Source organism: Celeribacter ethanolicus, from assembly GCF_001550095.1.
In the GTDB taxonomy this organism is placed as follows: Bacteria; Pseudomonadota; Alphaproteobacteria; order Rhodobacterales; family Rhodobacteraceae; genus Celeribacter; species Celeribacter ethanolicus.
Genome location: NZ_LRUC01000052.1, coordinates 53,980 through 69,855 on the forward strand (window position 1 = coordinate 53,980; position 15,876 = coordinate 69,855).

Sequence of the window (15,876 nt, forward strand, 5' to 3'; positions counted from 1 at the left end):
GGGGTTCAGGCGGATTCCATTTGCGCGATCAGCATTTTGAGGTGCTTGGTCGCGGGGGTGACGATGCCGACGAAATAGGCCTCGCGCAGGCGGCGTTGCGCGGCACCGTTGGTGACGTATCCACGCGCGCCCATGTGAAGCTGCGCCCAATGCGCGGTCTCCATGGCCAACTCGCCGCCGCGCAAACGCGCCTTGAGCACACGCAAGTAGAAGGCATCGGACAGGTCATAGGGCGTTTTACACAGCTCCAAGACCTCAGCCACCAGCGCGTCATACTCGGCGCGCAGGTCAGAGGCCTGTTTGTCGAGATACTGGTTCACATGACCCAAAGGCGCCTCGACCTGTTCGATCAGCTCAATGCAATTCTTGATGATCCCCGCCGCCATACCGCATTGCAGGATGGTGAAACCGGGGCGGATGCGTTTGACGAACTCCATCGCCGGATCGCCGAGGATATACTCATCCGGCACAAACACGTCGCGGCATTGCACGTTGCAAGTGGCGGTGCCGCCCATGGCGACGAAGTCGTGGTCGAGTTTGAGCTTGATCCCCTCCCACCCGGCATGGAAAATCGCCATGACGCGTTTCGGGACGTCCTCGCCCTCGACATCCACATGGAACATCGAGCCGAAATAACCATCTTCGACCAGATTGGAGACCCAAGGCAAGAGGCCCTTGACGGTATAACCGCCCTCGACCTTGGTGCCTTTGAGGCGCATCTTTTCGATCTCGCCCATGGCCTTCATAGGGTTGGACATGCCAGTGCCGCCGAGGGCTTCACCCTTGATCACCTTGGCCAGGATCTCGGATTTGAGAAATTCGTTGTCAGACGAGGAAATATACCAGGCCAGCGTGTCCTGACACCAGACACAGAAGCCGGTCGAAAGACATTCCTCAGAGGTCCGCGCCATGGACAGAACCGCCGAGGTCAGATCGACATTGCCGTCAATCCCGCCCACATGGGTGCCGTAAGCGCCGGCCTTGCCGTATGCGCGCATGATGTCTTCGGCGTAGATCCGTTCGTCGTCGATCTTTTGGACGATGCTTGCGAGATCTTCGCGGGAAATACGGTCGATCTCATCGAAATCGTAAGCCGTGAGGGAGGTGGCGACGTTCATCTCATCTCTCCAGAGGTTGGGTTTCAAAGCGGGGGCCGCCCTATGCGCGTCTCTCGGACGGCCCCCGGATGCGTCAGACGCTTTCGGCGATCATGTTCACAGGGCGCGAGAAGGTGTTGAACACCGGCGACCATTGCGTGACATGGGCGATCAGGGCGTCGATTTCCTCTTGCGGGCAATCGGCTTCCATATCGACCTTGATGCGCACATCGGTGAATCCGACGGGTTTCTCGGACACGTCGCCCGTGCCCCAGACGGCGGTGATGTTCAGATCGCCTTCAAGTTCGAGTTCAAGCTTCTGAATCTTGATGCCGCGGGCGATGGCGTTGGCGTGGAGACCCACGGCCACACAGGAGCCCAGAGCGGCCAGAGACGCCTCGGACGGGTTCGGCGCGGTGTCGTCGCCCAGAAGCCCCGGCGGCTCGTCCACGATGTAGGGTTCGAGATCGCGGATGTAGTTGGCGTGACGGAAACGACCTTCCGCGACGGTTTTACATTTCAGCGTCTTGATCGCCTTCGGGTTGGCCTTGCCAGAGGCGATCAGCGCCTCCAGCCCCTCTTTCGAGATCGGGTCCAGCCCGTCAACATCCGGCGCAAGACAGCCGGTGAGAGCGGTTACGGGTTCAGACATGGGAATTCCTTTCGTCTGGTGGGTTAAAGGTTGCGGGTGCGGGGTTTAGTGCCAATCGGAGCGCACCCAGTTGAATTTCCTGATGAGCTGGCCTGCGAGGGCATCAAGGGCGAAACCGATCACCCCGATCACCACCACCGTGGCGGCCAGCCGGTCATATTCGAGCGTGTCCCGCGCATCGTTGATCGCGTAGCCAAGCCCGGAGGTGACGCCGAGATATTCAGCGGGCACCAGCACCACCCAGGCCACCCCGAGCGCGAGGCGAATGCCCGAGAGAACATCGACGGCAATGGCCGGAAGAATGACCGAGAACAGCATATGGAGCGGGTTTGCCCCCAGATTGCGCGCCACCTTGAGCCATGCGGGATCAATCCGACGCACACCTCCTGCGGTGGAGAAGAGGATCGGCCAAACGGCGGCCATACCGATCAGGAAAATGATCGCCCCGTCCCAAGTGGCAAAGGCCATGACCGCAATCGGCATCCAGGATAGCGGCGAGATCATCCGCAGGAACTGGAACGGGACGTTGGCGACCTCGTTGAGGCGCTTCATCCGCCCGATCATGATCCCGACAGGCACGCCGATGACGATGGCGTAGAACAAGCCTAGCCCCACCCTCATCAGCGAGGGCCCCGACATCGCCACGACCTCGCCGTCCATCAGCATTTCCCAGAGACGGGAAAGCGTCGGGACCGGAGCGAAATCGGCGAAGGCGAAAAGATCGTCGCTGGTCTCGACGATCCACCCGCCGATCCACCACAGCACCAGCAACAGGCCAATGCCGAGCGCCCCGTTCACAAGGCCGCGGAAGCGGCCCAGCTTCGGCAGGGAGAAACCTGTCCGGGCCATTTGCCCTGAAAGCTGGGTCACATCGCTCATAGCTCGAAGATCTCCTCACGGGTGTAGGGATCACCGCCGGTGGCGACCGAGGGGTCGTTCTTCCACTCCGGGTATTTTTCGAGCGCGGCTTTGACGTAATCGTAATTGACCAGATCGTCGGCCACGAACTGCGGATCGAGCCCTTCGAGGAAGGTCGTCTCCCCCGACACAACCGTCTCGTTCATCGCCTCGACGATGAGCTTGGTCGCCGACGGGTACGGCCAGGGCTGGAAGTCGATCCGGCCATTGTGGAACTCACCCTGGTGCTTGATCGCCTCCGAGGCGATGTAATCCGGGTTGTTCTCGTAAAGCGTCATGGCGCGTTTCACCACGGGCGCTGGCGCTGGCAGATACCCTGCCCCGTCTTTTGACAGAAGCTCCGCCACTTCCTCTTTGTTCTGAGAGGCATAGATCGAGGCGCGCACCACGGCGTTCATCACGCCCTGGGTCCATTCCGGTTTCGCGGTGGTCGCTTCTTCATGCATGCAGACCACGCAGCACGGGTGGTTTTTCCAGATGTCGCCGGTAAAGCGCAGCATCCGCGCGCCGGCTTTCAATTCGCCAAGCGCGTTGAACGGTTCGGCGACGATATAAGCGTCGATTTTCTTGGCCGCGAGCGCGGGGGGCATTTCGGGCGGCGGCAGCACCTGAAGGTTGCATTCGTCAGCGGCGATCGGCTCCCCCTGCGGCTTGATCACGGCTTTGATCCCGTTGGCGCGCAGCGCGTATTGCAGCACGATATTGTGCATCGAGTACCAGAACGGCACCGCGACCTGTTTGCCGCCCAGACCCGCGAAATCTGCGATGTCCGTGTGACGACCGACCACCAGAGCGGAGCCGTTGGTATGCGCCCAGGACATGATCTTGACCGGGAAATTGTTGTTGTAGCGCATCCAGACCGGGATCGGTTTCAGGAAGTGTACGAGGTTGAACTTGCCGGAGGCAAAGCCCTCGATCAGTGGCGACCAGCCGCGCATCAGGGTCGGTTGCTCGGCCTTGATACCCTCTTCCTCGAAATAGCCCTTGGCATGGGCGACCAGAAGCGGCGTGGCGTCGGTGATCGGCAGATAGCCGATGCGCAATACATCGTCGTCCTGCGCCTGCGCCATGCGCGGCAACATCGCCGGTATGCCGCCCAAAAGAGCCGCCAGACCGCCTTTTGCCAGAAGATCGAGCGTCGAACGACGGCCCGGGTCGAAATCGGTGTTGCCGCCACAGCAAGCGCCGTGGAGATCGTGATGGCCGTGGCCGCAAGCTGTCTTGTGGTCGTCAGTCATGTCAGGTCCCTGTTGATGTTCGGTTGGTCTTGTTCGGATTATTCGGAAAGGCGGGTGAAATCGTTCTCGGTGGGCGCATTTCCCATCTCGGCGACCTCGGCATAAATCCCCATGAGGCGGGCGTGTTCGCGAGCAAAGGCATCGGTCCCGCCACCGCGCTCTTCCTCGGTGAGCGCGATCTGCGTGTCCTCGGCGATCCGTCCCGGATTGGCCTTGAGCACCAGCACCCGATCCGCCATGCGCACCGCCTCGCCCACGTCATGGGTCACGATCACAAGCGTCAGGCCGAGGTCCTTGGCGATCTTGCGCACATCCTGCTGAAGCGAGCGGCGGGTGAAGGCATCGAGCGCGGAGAAGGGTTCGTCGAGCAAAAGCATCTCCGGGCGCGGCGCCAGAGAGCGGGCCAAAGCCACACGCTGTTGCTGGCCGCCGGAAAGCTCCTGCGCATTGCGGTTGGCGAAGGCCCCCAGATCGACCAGATCGAGCACTTCCGGCACGCGTTTGGCGATCTCATAGCCCCGGCGAGTGAATTTCAGGCCAAGGCCTGCGTTCTGCGCCACGGTCATCCACGGGTAAAGCGACGGCGCCTGAAACATCATCACCCATTTGGGCGAGGGATGTTCGACCACATTGCCATTGATCACCACCTGCCCCTCGGAGGGATGCGTGAGCCCCGCGAGCATGTGCAGCAGTGTGGACTTGCCACAGCCGGACCGCCCCAGAAGGGCCACGACCTCGCCCTGATGAATTTCGAAATCCATGTCCTCAAGCACATGACCATCGGCCTTGCGATAACTGTGGCTCAGCCCTTTGACGGCCACATGCGCACCGATCAGCACACGCGGATGCGCCGGCTCCTGCACCTGTCCTTCGGACGGCTGGGAAGGGGTCTGATCTTTCATTCTGGTCACGGCCATCTCTTCTCACTCCGGGTTGTTTGCACGAACCATACAAACCGTTCTGTATTATCGAGACGGAAAGAAGACCCGGTCGTCAACGCCCGAATGCGAGAAAAGATGACTCTTATTTTCCTGTTCATTTATTCGGCAAAAATTGAGGTAGACTGCCCGTATCCAGGCGAAATCCGGGTGATTTCCCGCCATCTCTCCGCTCTCTGCCTTCACATATGCAAGAATATCGCAGCCGAGAAATTCGCCAACAGAACAAGACAGACCTGTCTTTTTTTTTGCGGTATATATGAGAGGCAGGTGACACATTTCACGGCAGAGCGATTCTCCGCCCCGCCGGATGTCTCGCGTTTCAGAGTGCAGGAGATTGCCAGATGGATGACAGCCCTCAAGAGTTTTGCCACCAGCAAACCTCCGGCTGGAGCTTTGCCGCAACGGAGCCGAAGACCGCGCGCGACAGGATCATGACCGCCGCTTCGCATTTGTTCTGCAACCATGGGTTCGCGGCCACTGGCATCGACACGATCCTGTCCCGTGCCGGCACCGCGAAGGCCACGCTCTATCACCACTTCAAATCGAAAGAAGAGTTGATCGCCGCCGTCCTGGAAGCCGAGGGCACCACATGGCGCGGCTGGTTCTTCGGGCGGCTGGCCGAAACACAGGGCCCCGCCCGCACGCGCATGCTCGCCGTGTTCGACGTGCTCGAAGAGTGGTTTGCGGACCCCGGCTTCTACGGCTGCCCCTTCATCAACGCTGTGGCGGAGTTCGACACCGGCAACGACGCGGTGCGCAAGGCCGCCGAAAAGCACAAGGAGCACATCCTGACCTGGCTCAAGGCACAGGCGATCGAGCTCAAAGTCCCCGATGTGACCGAAACCGCGCGCTCTTTCGCCGTGTTGCTCGATGGCGCCATCGTCGCCGCCCAACACACCCGTGATCCGAGCTTTGCCCGCACGGCCCGGAACATGGCCGAATGCCATCTCGATGCGGTTCTGGGCGCTTGACCCCTGCCCGCCCGGCGGACAATCCGTCCGAAAATTCCTTTCCGCGCCCTTGACCCCGCTCTGAGACTGTATATACATCGTATAGGCAGGAACGCGGGATGGTCGAGAGGGGAACATGGCACCGAAAAACAAGAAGGACAGTTCGCTGATCATCCGCCTGCCCAAGGAGGACCGCGACGCATTCGTGACGCTTTGCGAGGAAATGGACACCTCCGCCTCGCGCGAATTGCGCGACCATATCCGCAAGTTTTTGAAGAAAAATTCCAAGAAAGGGTCGTAAGCCGTGAAAACGCTTCTCGTTGCCAACAGCAAGGGTGGATCCGGCAAGACGATGACAGCGATCACCCTGGCCGCCGCGCTGCGCGCCTCCGGCAAACGGGTCACGATCGCCGATGCCGATCCGCAGCAATCCGCACGGATGTGGGGCAAACGACGCTCGGCCTATGCGGCGCATATCCCGGTGCTGGACTGGTCCGGCGCGGCACGCCCCTCGGCGCCGAAGAAAACCGACTGGCTGGTGATCGACAGCGGCGCAGGACTTGAGAGCGCGGCGGCAAAAGCGCTTTTGCAGGACGCGGACGTGATGGTGACGCCGGTCATGGCCTCGATGTTCGACGAACTGGCGGTGAAGGGGTTTCTCAAATCCCTGCGCGAACTCAAGCGCATCCGCAAGGAAAAGGTCGATATCCTGCCCATAGGCTCACGTATCGACCCGCGGCGCAAGGACGGACGGCTCCTGAAGGAGTTTCTCGAAGCCAACGGGCAGGAACTCGTGACGATGATCTCCGAACGCGCCGCCTATATCGACCTCGCCCGCGAGGGCCTGTCGATCTTCGATCAAAGCCAGGCGAAATTCGCTCCGATGAAAGCCCAGTGGCAGCCGGTGCTCAAACGCCTTGGCGTAAAGATCTGAACCGGGTTCGGCGAGTTCTCCCAAGCAGTTCTCCCGAACCAGACCCGAAGAACGCAGAAAAAACAGGCAAATGGGAAGGGAATCCCCGGCGCAATCAACCCTGCGTCACGGCGGTCACTTCGACCTCGACCTCGAATTCCGCGCGGGTGAATCCGGTGACGATGATCAGGGTCGAGGCCGGTTTGACCGCCACCTCCGCAAGCCAGGCATCGCGCACCGCCATATAGGTCGGGAAATCCTCGCGCCTGGTCACAAAGGCGCTGATCCGGATCACCGCATCGCGCCCCGCCCCCGCCTCGGCCAGAATGGCGTCGATATTGGCGAAACACTGTTCCGCCTGTGCCTTGACGCCCGCCGCGCAGGTTCCGTCCGGAGCGAGCCCAAGCTGACCCGAGGTCACGATGACCCGCCCGCCGGAAGGCCCCATGACCCCGTGGCTATAGGCCCCGAACGGAGCGGCGATGGAGCTGGGCGTGAGCGGCGTGTTCATGGTGGAGACCTTCGTGTCGAGATTCGTTTGTCGCCTTCTCCATGCCATTTCACGGCGGGATGCGCGTCCATTGTGTACAATGTCGCATCCGATATTGCCGACACCTGCGTTAATTTTGACCACGCGGCCAGATTTCCGCCCTCTAATTGGGCATCTGAAGATTGTATGCAATTTCCCGCAACTCCCCCCTGTGCGTCCCCCCTGATGATCTCGCTAACGTGGTCTGCGGAATTTCACCCACGGAGAGTTTACATGACCTTGAATCGCGTTCTCGCGGGGCTTGCCCTTGCCGCGACCACATCCACCGCGGCCCTCACTGGCGCACTGGCTGCCGATCTGACGCCGGTGTCCTTCGGCACCAACTGGCTCGCCCAGGCCGAGCACGGCGGGTACTATCAGGCGGTGGCCGATGGCACCTATGCCGCCTGCGGCCTCGACGTCACGATCCAGCCGGGCGGCCCGCAGGTCAACAACCGTGCCCTGATGATGGCGGGCAAGATCCAGTTCCACATGGGCGGCGATCTTCTTCAGGCGTTCAACGCCGCCAAGGAAGGCATCCCGGTCGTGGCCGTGGCCGCCACCTTCCAGAAACACCCGCAGGTGATCATCGCGCATCCGGGCAAGGCGAAGACCTTCGAGGACCTGAAGAACCTGACACTGCTGATCGGTGACAACGGCTTCGCCTCCTACTACCAGTGGATGATCGCCGCCTACGGTTTCACCGCCGAGCAGCGCCAGCCCTATACGTTCAACCCGGCGCCGTTCCTGGCCGATGAGAACATGGCGATGCAGGGTTTCCTGTCCTCCGAGCCCTATGTGATCGAGAAAGAGGGCGGCTTCACCCCCGACGTCTTCCTGATCGCCGACGCCGGTTACTCGACCTATGCAACCACCATCGAGACGATGCAGAAGACCATCGACGAAGCCCCCGAGGCGGTGAAATGTTTTGTCGATGGCTCCGCGATCGGCTGGTACAACTACCTCTACAACGACAACTCGGCGGCGAACGAGATGATCATGGCGGACAACCCCGACATGACGCAGGACAAGATTGATTTCGCCATCGAGAAGATGAAATCCGAGGGCATCGTCGACAGCGGCGATGCGCTTGAACTCGGCATCGGCGCGATGACCGACGAGAAGATCGCGGATTTCTACGGCAAGATGGTCGACGCAGGCGTGATCGAGGCCGGCCTGGATTATTCCTCCGCCTACACGCTGGACTTCACCAACCAGAAAGTTGGCATGGACCTGAAATAAGGCCCGCCCGAAGGACACGCGGGGGCGGCATTTTCCGGCCCCGCGCGCTTTACTCCGAGACAACGCACATGACCCCTCCCACCTCCATCCCCCCCATGGGCCAGCGCGCAAAGCTTTTGGACATGTCCAATGTGGACAAGGTTTTCAACGGCAATGTGGTGGCGCTCAAGGATATGAACCTGACCGTCAATCAGGGCGATTTCATCTCGCTCCTGGGCCCCTCGGGCTGCGGCAAATCCACGGCCCTGCGGCTGATTTCCGGGTTGATGCGCCCGACCTCGGGCCATATCGCCTGGGACGGCGGCATGAAGACCGGCGATCTTGGCGTGGTGTTCCAGGAACCCACCCTGATGCCCTGGGCGACCGTCGAAGAAAACGTCTGGCTGCCGTTCCGGCTTCGGGGCAAATCGCTCCGCGACGTGCAGGACGAGATCATGTGGGCGCTCAAGATGGTGGGGCTGGAAAAATTCCAGCGCGCCTATCCGCGCGAGCTCTCGGGCGGCATGAAAATGCGGGTTTCCATCGCGCGCTCTCTGGTGACCGAGCCGCGGCTGATCCTGATGGACGAACCTTTCGCGGCCTTGGACGAAATCACCCGCCACAAGTTGAACAACGACCTGCTTGAGCTGCGCGAAAAGCTCAAATGCACGGTGATTTTCGTCACCCACTCGGTGTTTGAGAGCGTCTTTCTTTCCGACCGGATCGTCGTCATGGCGGCACGCCCCGGACGGGTGTCCTCCGAAGTCACGGTCGATGCGCCCTACCCGCGCACCGAGGAATTCCGCACTTCGGCAGATTATGCCGAGCTGTGCCGCAAAGCCTCCGATGCGCTTCATGCGGCGATGAACGAACATGGCGCGAGGGCCTCGGCATGAGCACAACCGATATGAACACCGCGCTTGTTGTGGACGAGGAAGAACTTCGTTACGCCCGCGCGCAAAAACGCGAGAAGATCGCCAAATGGGTTCTGCCCGTGGTGGTGATCGCACTGGCGATTTTCCTCTGGGATCGTCTGGTGGTGTGGAACGAAATCCCGCACTATATCCTGCCGGGACCGGGGCTTGTGCTCAAGACCTTAGTTCAGGACTGGGGCATGCTGTCCTCGGCGCTTTTGGTAACGCTCAAGATCACGCTGGCGGCCCTCGCCGTGGCGGTGATTGGCGGCGTGGGTCTGGCGATCCTCTTCACCCAGTCGCGCTATTTCGAGATGTCGTTTTACCCCTTCGCGGTGATCCTTCAGGTGACGCCGGTGGTGTCCATCGCGCCCCTGATCTTCATCTATGTCGACAACCGGCTGGCGGCGCTTTTGCTCTGTGCCTGGATCGTGGCCTTCTTCCCGATCCTTTCCAACACCACGCTGGGCCTCAATTCGACCGATCATAACCTGCGCGATCTCTATAAAATCTACGGCGCCACGCGCTGGCAACGGCTGCGCTATTTGCAACTGCCGACCGCTCTGCCCTATTTCTTGGGCGGGCTTCGCATCGCGGGTGGCCTGTCCCTGATCGGCGCCGTTGTGGCCGAATATGTCGCGGGCACCGGCGGCATCGGATCGGGGCTGGCGTTTCGCATTCTTGAGGCCGGTTACCGGCTCAACATTCCGCGCATGTTCGCGGCGCTTCTTCTGATCGCGGCGACAGGTGTCGTGATCTTCACCGCAGCCTCTTTGCTCTCTCATGCATTGCTGCACAAATGGCACGAAAGTGCAATCAAACGGGAGTCATAAGGACTTATATGAGCTTTTGCGTTCTGCCCAGCGGCGCGAAGACACTTCGAAATGTCACGGTCCCGGCCAGCCTCATAGGCCAATCCGGGGACCTCATTCTCACAGACCTCACCCTTCAAGACGGCAAGATTGTAAAAACGGACGCTGGGCAACCGGCCGAAACTACAATCGACACGCCACAGATCGACATGAAAGGCGCGATGGTCTTTCCGGCCTTCGTCGACATGCACACGCATCTCGACAAGGGCCACATCTGGCCCCGCGCCTCGAACCCCGATGGCAGCTTTATGGGGGCCTTGGAAACCGTTCACGCCGATCATGCAAATTGGACGGCGGCGGATGTCGAAGCGCGGATGGATTTCGCGCTGCGCTGCGCCTATGCCCATGGCACCAAGGCAATCCGCACCCATATCGACAGCCTGGACGCGCTGGCGTCTTCGTCCTTTGGCGTGGTCAAACGGATGCAGGACAAATGGGCCGGAAAGATCGAGCTACAGGCGTCCTGCCTCGTCGCGGTCGATAAGATTTTCAAGGATCAGGGCGACTTCCCGGCCATTGCGAAAATCGTTGCCGACGCCGGGCAAATCTTGGGCTCTGTCACCTATCCGGTGCCGGATCTGAAAGAGCGTCTGTTGGATTTCTTCCACTTCGCGGTGATGTATGATCTCGACGTCGATTTCCATGTCGACGAGACCGACGATCCGACCTCTGACACCCTGCGCACCATTGCGGAGACGGTGATCGAGCTTGGCTTTAAAAATCGCGTCACGGTGGGCCATTGCTGTTCCATTTCGGTGATGCCGGACGAAGTGGCGGACGAGATCATCGCGCTCGTCGCCAAGGCCGGTCTCAACGTCGTTTCCCTGCCGATGTGCAACATGTATCTGCAAGACCGCTACAAGGGCCGCACGCCACGTTGGCGCGGTGTCACCATGGCGCATGAGTTGAACGCGGCGGGGGTCAATGTCTCCTTCGCCTCGGACAACACCCGCGATCCGTTCTACGCCTATGGCGATCTCGACATGATCGAGGTGATGCGCGAGGCGACGCGGATTTGCCATCTCGACCACACGGATGTGCCTTGGGTGAACGCCTTTTTGACCAATCCGGCGCAGGCCTGTGGTTTTGACGCCCCGAGCCTGACGGAGGGCGCGCCTGCCGATCTGGTCATTTGCAACGCACGCGGCTGGACCGAGCTTTTCGCCCGGCCGCAATCCGACAGGGTGGTTTTGCGCGACGGTGATCCCATCGACCGCACCCTGCCGTCTTACTCTGAACTCGATGACATCGTGAGCTAATATCATGAACACCAATTCCGCTGCGGCCATGGCCGCCCTGTCCCATCTGGACATCGAAGAAAACCCCGCCACCGTCCGCAACAAATCGCGCGACTTCTTTTGGTACTCGCCAGTTTTGAAGGCCGAGATGGACCATTTGCAGGCCGATTTCGTGGTCAACCCGACCTCCGAGGCCGAGGTGATCGAGGTGCTCAAGACCTGCTACACCCATGACGTCCCCGTCACCTGTCGCGGCGGCGGCACCGGCAACTACGGGCAGGCCATGCCGCTCGCGGGCGGCTGTGTCATGCATCTGACAAAGATGAACAAGATCAAGGAGATCGGCGCGGGCTATGTCGTCGCCGAACCCGGCATCATCATCAAGGAGATGGACGCCGAGTTGAAAGAAAAATCGGGTCAGGAGCTGCGCATGTTCCCCTCGACCTATTCGCAGGCCTCTTTGGGCGGCTTCATCGCGGGCGGCTCCGGCGGGGTCGGATCGGCCAATTGGGGCGCTCTGCGTGATCTCGGCAACATCGACCGCCTGCGGGTGATCACCATGGAAGCCGAGCCCCGCGCGCTGGAGTTCACCGGCGAAGAGCTGCACCGCGTGTCCCACGCCTATGGCACCAACGGTATCATCACCGAGATCGAAATGCCGCTCGCCCCCGCCTATGAGTGGGTCGAAATGTTCGTGCGGTTTGACACCTTCCGCATGGCGACCGAATTCGCGGGCGCCTTGACCGCAGAACCCGGCATTCTGATCAAGCTCGCCTCGGTCTACGCTGCCCCCATCGCGCATAAATATTTCCAGCGTGTGAAGGCCCATGTCACCGAGAGTGACCACCTCTGCGGCCTGATGGTCGCGCCGCACTCCATGGCGGGCTTCCAGACGCTTCTGGACCGCTATGAGGGGGCGGAGGTGATCTACCGCTCCGATGATGTGCAATGGGATCGCCACCCCGGTCCGGTCTATGAATATGGCTGGAACCACACCACGCTGCGCGCGCTGAAGTTCGAGAAAGACCTGACCTATCTTCAGGTCCGCTACGGCGATGACATCGAAAAGATCATGAAGGCCTATGAGACCTTCAAGGACGATCTCTACATGCACCTTGAAGTCATGCGCGAGGGCGCAGGGCTGTCTTTTGCGGGGCTTCCGATTGTCTTCCCGAAAGACAAGGCGCAGCTCGATGACTTGGTTGCCAAACATGAGGCGATGGACTGCATGATCTTCAACCCGCATCGCTACACTTTGGAGGAAGGCGGCCGTCAGTCCACGGACAAACGCCAGCTCGACTTCAAACGCGAGGCGGACCCGAAGGGTCTTTTGAACCCCGGCAAGATGATCGCCTGGGACGAGCCGGATTTCGACTACGCCGATATGTATTCCTACGCCAAGATCACGCCGAAACCTGAGGTGACGGAATGAGTTCCAAAGGACGCGTTCTCGTCCTCTACGCCCACCCCTGCCCGGAAAGCTTCAACGCGGCGGTGCATGAGGTGGTCGTGGAGACGCTCAAAAAATCCGGCTGGGAGGTCGACGATTGCGATCTCAACGTCGAGGGGTTTCAACCGGTGCTTACGACGGAGGACCGTCGCGGCTATCACGACGAGCCCGCCAATATCGAACCGGTGCGCGCCTACGTCGAACGGCTACAGGCCACCGACGCGCTGGTCATGGTCTTCCCGGTGTGGAATTTCGGCTATCCGGCGATCCTCAAAGGCTTTCTCGACCGGATTTTCCTTCCGGGCGTGTCGTTTAAGCTCAAGGATGGCAAGGTCCGTCCGGGTCTCACCAACATCAAAAAGCTCTACGCCTGCACCACCTATGGCGGCACGCGGTTGCGCGCGATGATGAACGGCGACCCGCCCCGCAAATGCGTCACACGGCCGGTGTGGTATGCCTGTGGCATGCCGAAGAAGAAATACATCGCTTGCTATGACATGAACCGCAACGAGGAACCCAAGCTCAAAGCGCATCTGGAACGGGTGCGGCGCGAGATGGAGGCGATGTGATGCAACGCGCTCTCGTCGTCTATTGTCACCCGCGCGAGACCTCGTTTAACCGAGGCATTCGCGACCTCGTGGTCGCGCGCCTTGAGGCCGCAGGCGTCGAGTATCGCCTGCGCGATCTCTATGCCGAGGGTTTCGATCCGGTCATGTCCGCCCATGAGCATGAAATCTACGAAAATGTACCGGAGAACCGTACCCTCGTGGAACGAGACTGCACGGACCTTGAGTGGTGCGACAGCCTGATCTTCGTCTATCCGACCTGGTGGTACGGCCTGCCCGCGATGCTCAAGGGCTGGCTCGACCGCACCATGGTCTCGGGCGTGGCCTTCATCATGCCGCAAAAGGAAGGCGATGACATCAAACCCGGCCTGACCCACATCACCAAACTGGGCGTTTTCACCACCTGCGGTGCCTCGCGTTGGCTGACCTTCTTTGTCGGCGCCCCCGGCAAACGCACCTTGATGCGCGGGCTGCGGGTGATCTTGGCCAAGCGGTGCAAGACCGCCTTTGCAGCGCATTTCCTGATGGACAGTTCGACACCGGAAAGCCGTGCGAAACACCTGACACGGGTGCAAAAACGGCTCGACAAACTGATCGCGGCGCCTGCGCCGAAGGAGGGATAAATGGAGATACCTGTTCTCGATTGGAGCCGCTTTGCCACCGGTTCAGACGTCGATGGCTTTGTGCAAGACCTCGGGAAGGCCTGCCGCGACACGGGGTTTTTCCTTGTCTCAAACCACGGCATTCCCGAGGATTTGGTCAAAGATGTCTTCGCCAAGGGGGACGCCTTCTTCGCGCTGCCCATGGCGGAAAAAGCGAAAATCGACATCAGGGGCAACCCGCACAACCGCGGCTGGGCCTGTCAGGGCTCGGAGGCCTTGGACGAAAAATCCGGTCAGATGGACCGCAAAGAGGCCTTCAACGTCGGTTTCGACCTGCCCTCTGACGATCCGCGTGTGCTGGCTGGCGAACCGTTTCGCGGCGTGAATGTCTGGCCTGACGTGCCGGGCTTTCGCGATACCATGCTCGACTATTATGACGCCGTGCTGCACCTCTCGGTCGCGTTGCACCGGGCCTTCGAGATGGATTTGAACCTGCCCGAAGGCTACTTCCCGCCGCATTTCACCGAACCTATGGCGACGCTCCGTGTCCTCTCCTACCCGGCAGCGCCCGACGGAGACGGCATCGGTGCAGGCGCGCATACGGATTACGGCTCTGTCACGATGCTCATGACCGACGGTGTCGGCGGCCTGCAAGTCAAACCGCGCGGCGGCGACTGGATCGACGTGCCGCATGTGCCGGGCGCCTATGTGGTCAACATCGGCGATTGCCTGATGCGTTGGTCGAATGACATTTACGTCTCGACCCCGCACCGGGTGTTGCCGCCGAAAACCGCCCGCCGCTCCATCGCCTTTTTCCTCGACCCGAACCCCGACAGCGTGATTGCCGCCCTGCCGGGCACGGGCGAGGCCAAATACCCCGCCGTCACCGGCGCCGATTATCTGCGCGCGCGGCTCGACGCGACATACACACCTAAGGACATCACATGAGACGCTTTGACTGGGCCGAGTTCCGCACCACGGAATTCGCCACCTTTGACCCCGAGAAAACCATCGTCATCCTGCCCACAGCCGCCGTGGAACAGCATGGGCCGCATCTGCCCGTGGGCGTCGACACCTACATCAACGAGGGCATGCTGGCGGAACTGCGCGCCACCTGCCCCGAGGACCTCGACATCCTCATCCTGCCGGTGCAGGCGGTCGGCAAATCGAACGAACATATCCACGCCAAGGGCACACTGACATACACTGCCAAGACTGCGCTTGATGCCTGGACCGAGATCGGGCTTTCCGTGGCGCGCGCCGGTCTCAAGAAAATGGTGATCGTCAATTCCCATGGCGGGAACCTGGACCTGATCTCCATTCTGGGGCGTGAATTGCGCGTGCAGGCGGGCATGATGGTCGTGAAATGCCAATGGGGCAATTTTGGCAAACCCGAGGGCATGTATAGCACGCAAGAGAGCAATTTTGGCATCCATGGCGGCGATCTTGAGACTTCCCTGATGCTGCATTTCAAGCCCGCTTTGGTGGATATGGAGATGGCCGAGGATTTCCGTTCGACGGCGGAGACCGCGCCGATTTCTCCGATTGGTCCGGTGAACCTCGCGTGGGTCTCGAAGGATTTGAACCCGAAAGGCACGGTGGGCGAGGCGCATCTGGCGACGGCTGAAAAAGGGGCCGCGACCTGTGCGCATCAGGTGGCGGGCTTTGTTGAGATGCTCAAGGAGTTGCGCGATTTGTCGACGGAGGGCTATGCGCGGACGATCCCGGAGTGAGGAGCCCTGTGATCACCTGCCCTCCGGACGGTCAGGTGATCA

The 15,876-nt window shown here is 60.7% G+C and carries 18 protein-coding genes; 12 read left to right on the top strand and 6 right to left on the bottom strand.

The features are described 5' to 3' along the window. Positions 1-5: 5 nt before the first annotated feature. The 5 genes from NH195_RS19810 to NH195_RS19830 form a co-directional block, all read right to left on the bottom strand. Positions 6-1,118 (bottom strand): acyl-CoA dehydrogenase family protein, encoded by a 1,113-nt coding sequence (locus NH195_RS19810; protein WP_066711184.1) that lies wholly within the window; start codon positions 1,116-1,118, stop codon positions 6-8. Between the two features lie 73 nt (positions 1,119-1,191). After that, a complete protein-coding gene (locus NH195_RS19815) occupies positions 1,192-1,749 on the bottom strand; it encodes an OsmC family protein (protein ID WP_066711186.1) in 558 nt (185 codons plus the stop codon). Positions 1,750-1,794: 45 nt separating this feature from the next. Continuing rightward, positions 1,795-2,628: an ABC transporter permease gene (locus NH195_RS19820; RefSeq protein ID WP_066711188.1), complete on the bottom strand. Its 834-nt coding sequence runs from the start codon at positions 2,626-2,628 to the stop codon at positions 1,795-1,797. Then, the gene (locus NH195_RS19825) at positions 2,625-3,905 is read right to left on the bottom strand and encodes an ABC transporter substrate-binding protein (protein WP_081424041.1); all 1,281 of its coding nucleotides are present in this window, start codon (positions 3,903-3,905) and stop codon (positions 2,625-2,627) included. The genes NH195_RS19820 and NH195_RS19825 overlap by 4 nt, the downstream gene beginning before the upstream one ends. Positions 3,906-3,943: 38 nt before the next feature. Continuing rightward, positions 3,944-4,807 (bottom strand): ABC transporter ATP-binding protein, encoded by an 864-nt coding sequence (locus NH195_RS19830; RefSeq protein WP_155846250.1) that lies wholly within the window; start codon positions 4,805-4,807, stop codon positions 3,944-3,946. A gap of 380 nt (positions 4,808-5,187) precedes the next feature. On the opposite strand from NH195_RS19830, the gene NH195_RS19835 reads away from it, so the two are divergent. From NH195_RS19835 to NH195_RS19840, 3 genes are all read left to right on the top strand, one after another. Next, entirely contained in the window at positions 5,188-5,817 is a 630-nt protein-coding gene (locus tag NH195_RS19835; protein ID WP_066711190.1) for a TetR/AcrR family transcriptional regulator, read from the top strand. Between the two features lie 115 nt (positions 5,818-5,932). Then, on the top strand, positions 5,933-6,097 hold the full coding sequence (locus NH195_RS21620; protein ID WP_198403472.1) for a hypothetical protein: 165 nt from the start codon (positions 5,933-5,935) through the stop codon (positions 6,095-6,097). Positions 6,098-6,100: 3 nt separating this feature from the next. Continuing rightward, positions 6,101-6,730: a ParA family protein gene (locus NH195_RS19840; RefSeq protein ID WP_066711192.1), complete on the top strand. Its 630-nt coding sequence runs from the start codon at positions 6,101-6,103 to the stop codon at positions 6,728-6,730. 94 nt (positions 6,731-6,824) lie between these two features. Here the strand turns inward: NH195_RS19840 and NH195_RS19845 are convergent, their stop codons facing one another. Then, positions 6,825-7,220 (bottom strand): RidA family protein, encoded by a 396-nt coding sequence (locus tag NH195_RS19845; protein ID WP_066711194.1) that lies wholly within the window; start codon positions 7,218-7,220, stop codon positions 6,825-6,827. Between the two features lie 252 nt (positions 7,221-7,472). On the opposite strand from NH195_RS19845, the gene NH195_RS19850 reads away from it, so the two are divergent. The 9 genes from NH195_RS19850 (at position 7,473) to NH195_RS19890 (ending at position 15,834) form a co-directional block, all read left to right on the top strand. After that, positions 7,473-8,480, top strand: a complete 1,008-nt coding sequence (locus NH195_RS19850) for an ABC transporter substrate-binding protein (RefSeq protein ID WP_066711196.1) — start codon at positions 7,473-7,475, stop codon at positions 8,478-8,480. Positions 8,481-8,575: 95 nt separating this feature from the next. Beyond that, positions 8,576-9,355 (top strand): ABC transporter ATP-binding protein, encoded by a 780-nt coding sequence (locus NH195_RS19855; RefSeq protein WP_081424042.1) that lies wholly within the window; start codon positions 8,576-8,578, stop codon positions 9,353-9,355. Further along, positions 9,352-10,206, top strand: coding sequence for an ABC transporter permease (locus NH195_RS19860; protein WP_066711200.1), 855 nt, complete (start codon positions 9,352-9,354; stop codon positions 10,204-10,206). Before NH195_RS19855 ends, NH195_RS19860 begins: the two co-directional genes overlap by 4 nt. A gap of 8 nt (positions 10,207-10,214) precedes the next feature. After that, positions 10,215-11,504 carry a cytosine deaminase gene (locus NH195_RS19865; protein WP_066711202.1) on the top strand — a complete coding sequence of 430 codons (1,290 nt, stop codon included), beginning with the start codon at positions 10,215-10,217 and terminating at the stop codon, positions 11,502-11,504. Positions 11,505-11,508: 4 nt separating this feature from the next. Further along, positions 11,509-12,915: an FAD-binding oxidoreductase gene (locus NH195_RS19870; protein WP_066711204.1), complete on the top strand. Its 1,407-nt coding sequence runs from the start codon at positions 11,509-11,511 to the stop codon at positions 12,913-12,915. After that, positions 12,912-13,502 carry an NAD(P)H-dependent oxidoreductase gene (locus NH195_RS19875; protein ID WP_066711206.1) on the top strand — a complete coding sequence of 197 codons (591 nt, stop codon included), beginning with the start codon at positions 12,912-12,914 and terminating at the stop codon, positions 13,500-13,502. Before NH195_RS19870 ends, NH195_RS19875 begins: the two co-directional genes overlap by 4 nt. Continuing rightward, entirely contained in the window at positions 13,502-14,122 is a 621-nt protein-coding gene (locus NH195_RS19880; RefSeq protein WP_066711208.1) for an NAD(P)H-dependent oxidoreductase, read from the top strand. The genes NH195_RS19875 and NH195_RS19880 overlap by 1 nt, the downstream gene beginning before the upstream one ends. After that, positions 14,123-15,049, top strand: a complete 927-nt coding sequence (locus NH195_RS19885) for an isopenicillin N synthase family dioxygenase (RefSeq protein ID WP_066711212.1) — start codon at positions 14,123-14,125, stop codon at positions 15,047-15,049. Next, a complete protein-coding gene (locus NH195_RS19890; protein ID WP_066711213.1) occupies positions 15,046-15,834 on the top strand; it encodes a creatininase family protein in 789 nt (262 codons plus the stop codon). The genes NH195_RS19885 and NH195_RS19890 overlap by 4 nt, the downstream gene beginning before the upstream one ends. Positions 15,835-15,876: the final 42 nt, after the last annotated feature.

Bases quoted from the DNA above. Each gene is read 5' to 3' on its own strand.
- NH195_RS19810 (WP_066711184.1), bottom strand. From the start codon at position 1,118: ATGAACGTCGCCACCTCCCTCACGGCTTACGATTTCGATGAGATCGAC.
- NH195_RS19815 (WP_066711186.1), bottom strand. From the start codon at position 1,749: ATGTCTGAACCCGTAACCGCTCTCACCGGCTGTCTTGCGCCGGATGTT.
- NH195_RS19820 (WP_066711188.1), bottom strand. From the start codon at position 2,628: ATGAGCGATGTGACCCAGCTTTCAGGGCAAATGGCCCGGACAGGTTTC.
- NH195_RS19825 (WP_081424041.1), bottom strand. From the start codon at position 3,905: ATGACTGACGACCACAAGACAGCTTGCGGCCACGGCCATCACGATCTC.
- NH195_RS19830 (WP_155846250.1), bottom strand. From the start codon at position 4,807: ATGAAAGATCAGACCCCTTCCCAGCCGTCCGAAGGACAGGTGCAGGAG.
- NH195_RS19835 (WP_066711190.1), top strand. From the start codon at position 5,188: ATGGATGACAGCCCTCAAGAGTTTTGCCACCAGCAAACCTCCGGCTGG.
- NH195_RS21620 (WP_198403472.1), top strand. From the start codon at position 5,933: ATGGCACCGAAAAACAAGAAGGACAGTTCGCTGATCATCCGCCTGCCC.
- NH195_RS19845 (WP_066711194.1), bottom strand. From the start codon at position 7,220: ATGAACACGCCGCTCACGCCCAGCTCCATCGCCGCTCCGTTCGGGGCC.
- NH195_RS19850 (WP_066711196.1), top strand. From the start codon at position 7,473: ATGACCTTGAATCGCGTTCTCGCGGGGCTTGCCCTTGCCGCGACCACA.
- NH195_RS19855 (WP_081424042.1), top strand. From the start codon at position 8,576: ATGGGCCAGCGCGCAAAGCTTTTGGACATGTCCAATGTGGACAAGGTT.
- NH195_RS19860 (WP_066711200.1), top strand. From the start codon at position 9,352: ATGAGCACAACCGATATGAACACCGCGCTTGTTGTGGACGAGGAAGAA.
- NH195_RS19865 (WP_066711202.1), top strand. From the start codon at position 10,215: ATGAGCTTTTGCGTTCTGCCCAGCGGCGCGAAGACACTTCGAAATGTC.
- NH195_RS19870 (WP_066711204.1), top strand. From the start codon at position 11,509: ATGAACACCAATTCCGCTGCGGCCATGGCCGCCCTGTCCCATCTGGAC.
- NH195_RS19875 (WP_066711206.1), top strand. From the start codon at position 12,912: ATGAGTTCCAAAGGACGCGTTCTCGTCCTCTACGCCCACCCCTGCCCG.
- NH195_RS19880 (WP_066711208.1), top strand. From the start codon at position 13,502: ATGCAACGCGCTCTCGTCGTCTATTGTCACCCGCGCGAGACCTCGTTT.
- NH195_RS19885 (WP_066711212.1), top strand. From the start codon at position 14,123: ATGGAGATACCTGTTCTCGATTGGAGCCGCTTTGCCACCGGTTCAGAC.
- NH195_RS19890 (WP_066711213.1), top strand. From the start codon at position 15,046: ATGAGACGCTTTGACTGGGCCGAGTTCCGCACCACGGAATTCGCCACC.